Origin of the sequence: Brevundimonas vesicularis (assembly GCF_032067225.1) — a bacterium.
GTDB lineage: Bacteria > Pseudomonadota > Alphaproteobacteria > Caulobacterales > Caulobacteraceae > Brevundimonas > Brevundimonas vesicularis_F.
Map to the genome: position 1 here is coordinate 1 of NZ_DAMBJX010000107.1, position 3,932 is coordinate 3,932.

Annotated in this window: 5 protein-coding genes and 1 riboswitch; of the genes, 2 read left to right on the forward strand and 3 right to left on the reverse strand. The window is 63.8% G+C overall.

Annotated elements, in window-relative coordinates; genetic code table 11:
- From RT123_RS15610 to RT123_RS15620, 3 genes are all read right to left on the reverse strand, one after another.
- Positions 1 to 209 (reverse strand): hotdog domain-containing protein (locus RT123_RS15610; protein WP_313010153.1); only part of this gene is annotated, 209 nt, incomplete at its 3' end.
- A complete protein-coding gene (locus RT123_RS15615) occupies positions 206 to 1,267 on the reverse strand; it encodes a methionine synthase (protein WP_313010154.1) in 1,062 nt (353 codons plus the stop codon). The genes RT123_RS15610 and RT123_RS15615, both read right to left, overlap by 4 nt.
- A 29-nt stretch (positions 1,268 to 1,296) precedes the next feature.
- Positions 1,297 to 2,283 carry a DUF1852 domain-containing protein gene (locus RT123_RS15620; protein WP_313010155.1) on the reverse strand — a complete coding sequence of 329 codons (987 nt, stop codon included), beginning with the start codon at positions 2,281 to 2,283 and terminating at the stop codon, positions 1,297 to 1,299.
- 107 nt (positions 2,284 to 2,390) lie between these two features.
- Positions 2,391 to 2,599: riboswitch (cobalamin riboswitch) on the reverse strand.
- 504 nt (positions 2,600 to 3,103) lie between these two features.
- On the opposite strand from RT123_RS15620, the gene RT123_RS15625 reads away from it, so the two are divergent.
- Positions 3,104 to 3,328: a hypothetical protein gene (locus RT123_RS15625; RefSeq protein ID WP_313010156.1), complete on the forward strand. Its 225-nt coding sequence runs from the start codon at positions 3,104 to 3,106 to the stop codon at positions 3,326 to 3,328.
- A 319-nt stretch (positions 3,329 to 3,647) separates the two neighbouring features.
- The coding region (locus RT123_RS15630) for a hypothetical protein (protein WP_313010158.1) at positions 3,648 to 3,932 on the forward strand (285 nt) is incomplete at its 3' end.

Consider the following 3,932-nt stretch of genomic DNA (forward strand, 5'->3'; position numbering starts at 1 on the left):
CGGCCGACCGCCTCGACCATCTCGCCGATCCGGGCCGGCGCCGCGAAATCGATCCGCTCGCATCCCGCCGTGACGACGGCCCGTCGCGCATGACGGCTGGCGGCCAGAAAGGCGACCTTGTCGAGATGGGCCAGACCGACGCCGCCGAACAGGGTGCCATGGTGGTTGGCGTCGCCGGGGAACACCATGTCGATCAGGCGAACCCTCACGACCTGGACCTTTCCGCGCCGTAGTAGAGGTCGCGGGACAGTTCCTCGCGCACGATGTCGGCTCCGGCGCTCAAGGCGCGCAGCTTGCCGTTGGCGACGCGGCGCGACAGGGGCGCCATGCCGCAGTTGGTGGCCGGATAGAGTTTGTCGGCGTCCACGAACTGGAGCGCCCTGCGCAGGGTGTCCGCCACCTCTTCGGGCGTTTCGATCGTGTCGGTCGCGACATCGATGGCGCCGACCATCACCTTCTTGCCCCGGATCAGTTCGATCAGATCCATCGGCACGCGCGCGTTCTGGGCTTCGAGCGAAATCATGTCGATGCTGGAGGTCCGAAGCTTGGGGAAGGCCTCTTCGTACTGCCGCCATTCCGAGCCAAGGGTCTTCTTCCAGTCGGTGTTGGCCTTGATGCCGTAGCCGTAGCAGATGTGGACCGCCGTCTCGCACCTCAGGCCCTCGGCCGCCTTCTCCAGGGTCGCCACGCCCCAGTCGTTCACCTCGTCGAAGAAGACGTTGAAGGCGGGCTCGTCGAACTGGACGATATCGACGCCGGCGGCCTCCAGCTCGCGCGCCTCCTCATTGAGGATCTTGGCGAACTCCCAGGCCAGTTTTTCGCGGCTGCCGTAATGGTCGTCATACAGGGTGTCGATCATCGTCATCGGCCCGGGCAAGGCCCATTTGATCGGCTGGTCGGTCTGGGCCCGCAGAAACTTGGCGTCCTCGACGAAGACCGATTTGGGACGGCTGACGGCGCCCACGACCACCGGGACGCTGGCGTCATAGCGATTGCGAATTCGCATGGTCTTGCGGTTCTCGAAATCGACGCCGTCGAGGTGTTCGATGAAAGTCGTGACGAAATGCTGGCGGGTCTGTTCGCCGTCACTGACGATGTCGATGCCGGCCTGGCGCTGATCGTCGAGCGACAGGCGCAGGGCGTCCTGCTTGGCCTCGATCAGGTCGTCGCCTTGCAGCTTCCAAGGCGACCAGAGCGTCTCGGGCTCGGCCAGCCAGACGGGTTTGGGCAGGCTGCCGGCGGTCGAGGTCGGGAGAAGGTTTTGCATGCGGGGAGGCTCTGAAATCTGGAAACTGATCAGGCGGCGGCGAAGGCGGCCGACCATTGATCGAGACGGGCGCGGTGCGGCTTGATGAACCGCTCCTCGACGAAACGGCCCTGCTCGACGGCCAGCCGACTGCGCTCGTCGCGGTCGTAGACGATGCGGGTCAGCGAATAGTCCTGCGCCTTCAGGCTGGGCTGATACTGCTCGGTCGCCGGGGAGTTGGCGTTGTAGATTTCGGGCCGATAGATCTTCTGGAAGGTCTCCATCGTGGCGATGGTGCTGGCCAGTTCGAGGTCGGTGTAGTCGCTGGTGAGGTCGCCGACATGGTACAGGGCGAACGGCGCGACGCTGCCCGGTGGCATGAAGTAGCGGACCTTCATCCCCATCTTCGCGAAGTACCGATCGGTCGGCGAGAAGGCGTCGTTGGCGTATTCCAGGCCCAACACGGGATGGTCGAAGCCGGTGCGATGATAGGTCTTGTTGCTGGAGACGCTGAGGCAGATGACCGGCGGCTTGGCGAAGTTGTCGCGGTAGGCGCCCGACGCCAGAAAGTGCCGGAACAGCTTGCCGTGCAGATCACCGAAATCGTCCGGCACGCCGCCGTTCGGATGCGCCTTCAGGTGTTCGGGCAGAACCACGCTGAAGTCGTAGTCGCGGACGTAGGAGGAGAAGTTGTTGCCCACGATGCCATCGATCCGCCGGCGCATCTCCTTGTCTATGATCGCCGTCTGCAGGATTTCGATCAGCGGAAAGGCGTCGTCGCGCTCCGAGCAAAGACTCATCTCGACCGAGACGATCTGAAGCTCCAGCGCATAGCGATCGCCCCTCGGATTGTCGTGGTGCGCCAGCGAGTTGAAGCGGTTGTCGATCATCCGCAGGGTATTGCGCAGATTGTCCCGGCGGCTGTCGCCTCGCGCCAGGTTGGCGAAATTGGTCGTGATCCTCGTCGTCTCGGCGGGACGATAGTCTTCGTCGAGCGCGGTCCGCGTGATCCTGAATGTGAAGTCGGTGCTCGCCATGGTCTCTGCCGTTGATGCTGTGGCGAGACAGCGGACAGGGACGCGCGACCGCTCGCGCGCAGTCGTCCCGTCGCGGCGTTCATGCGGCCTGACCGGACACCCCGCCGGAGGACGTTATCTGTCGGGGCAGGTCTCCTGGCTCACGGGTCACGGCTTCAGGTCCGGCCTTCCCAACGTCCGAAGACGCCAGTGACACGAAATGGACCTTCGGCTCGCCGCTCACAGTTGCGGGGGCAGCGCCGGCATCACACCGGCTTCCCTCTTAGCTCCGCATCGCCCGGAAGCGACGCGCAGAACCTCGACCTTTTCATGAGACGCGCACCCGACGCCGAAGTCAAGAAACACATAAGGATATCCTTATGGCTTCTGTCGGCTTCTACCATCGCTCATGCTGTTCAGCTTTCCGGGGTCATGGCTGCACGAGCCCAGCAAACAGTGAACAGCATCTCTTTAATCTCGGTCTGCCACAGACGCCGCGGGAATTTCGTCGTCCGACAATACTGAGGCTGCGCGAAGGCACGGGCGAAGCCCACGAGTTGCTAGCTTATGCGCTGATAACGATAACGAATCCTCGACGGTTTGTTGGAGATTAGGCGCCTTAATTCGAGGCGGTTCTGTCAAGCCCGCAGATCGCGCTAGCTCAATCACTTAGGAGCTTGAACCCTCTGGGCGGCGCCCATCGGGCGCGCTGCGCGTTGTCCCGACGATGAAGAAGCCTTTCCGATACCCTACGACTCCAGACGGCCGCTACTTCGTGGTGCGAGGCCGGCTTTGGCGATGCGCCAATCCTGCCTTGTCGGCTGCGGCGAGGGACGAACTGGTGCATGATCTGATGTCGGCGCGCCGGGCGGTGCGGACGGCCCTGGCGGCTAAGAATTCAGATGCCCTGGCCGCATCGCGGCGGAGCGTGGACAAGGCCAAGGTGGGACTGGGCGAGCGGGGGGGCGTGTGGTGGAGCGACGGCTCACCGGATCTCAATCGGCGCATGGTGCGCAACACTCAGTATGCGGACTGGTTTGCTGGTTTGTCCGAGACGCGCGAATGATGACAGCGTTCAATCGTTTCGTTGTGGCTGAGGCCATGCGTTCGATACGGCCATGGCCGAAATAGCCGCCGCACGAAAAGATCCTGCAACTTCCTTCTAGGACGGTTCCGTCGCTCTGGCGGCCGAAACGACTGAGGGTACGAAAGCGGGCGCAACTCCAGGCTGACCACGGGGTTGAGCGAGGATGAAATCGTCGCCTGCCGAAACCGATCCTTCCGCTACGGGCCAACAGGTCCTCGTTGCAGGGCCAGCGCCCGAGCAGGACGACGGCAAGCGTTGGAAAATGCCGGCGGCGGCCGTGGCGGCTGGACTTGCTGAGATGAAGACAAAGCGATCGCAGGCCGTGGTGTTCATCGCGACCAGCGAACGTCGCGCCGATGAGATTGCGGCGGCCCTCTCGCCGATGGTGAAGGACGCCGAGGTGCTGGTCTTGCCGCCTTGGGACTGCCTGCCCTACGACCGCGCCGCGCCTTCGCGAGAAAGCATGGGGCGGCGGATGGCCGTCTTGGCCGCCCTGAACGAAGCCAGCGCAAGGCCCGTGTTCCTGGTCGCCTCGCCCGATGCGATCGTGCAGCGGACGCCGTCGCGCGAACGGATCAAGGCC

Coding starts and splice junctions, on each gene's coding strand:
- RT123_RS15615 (WP_313010154.1), bottom strand. CDS start 1,267: ATGCAAAACCTTCTCCCGACCTCGACCGCCGGCAGCCTGCCCAAACCC.
- RT123_RS15620 (WP_313010155.1), bottom strand. CDS start 2,283: ATGGCGAGCACCGACTTCACATTCAGGATCACGCGGACCGCGCTCGAC.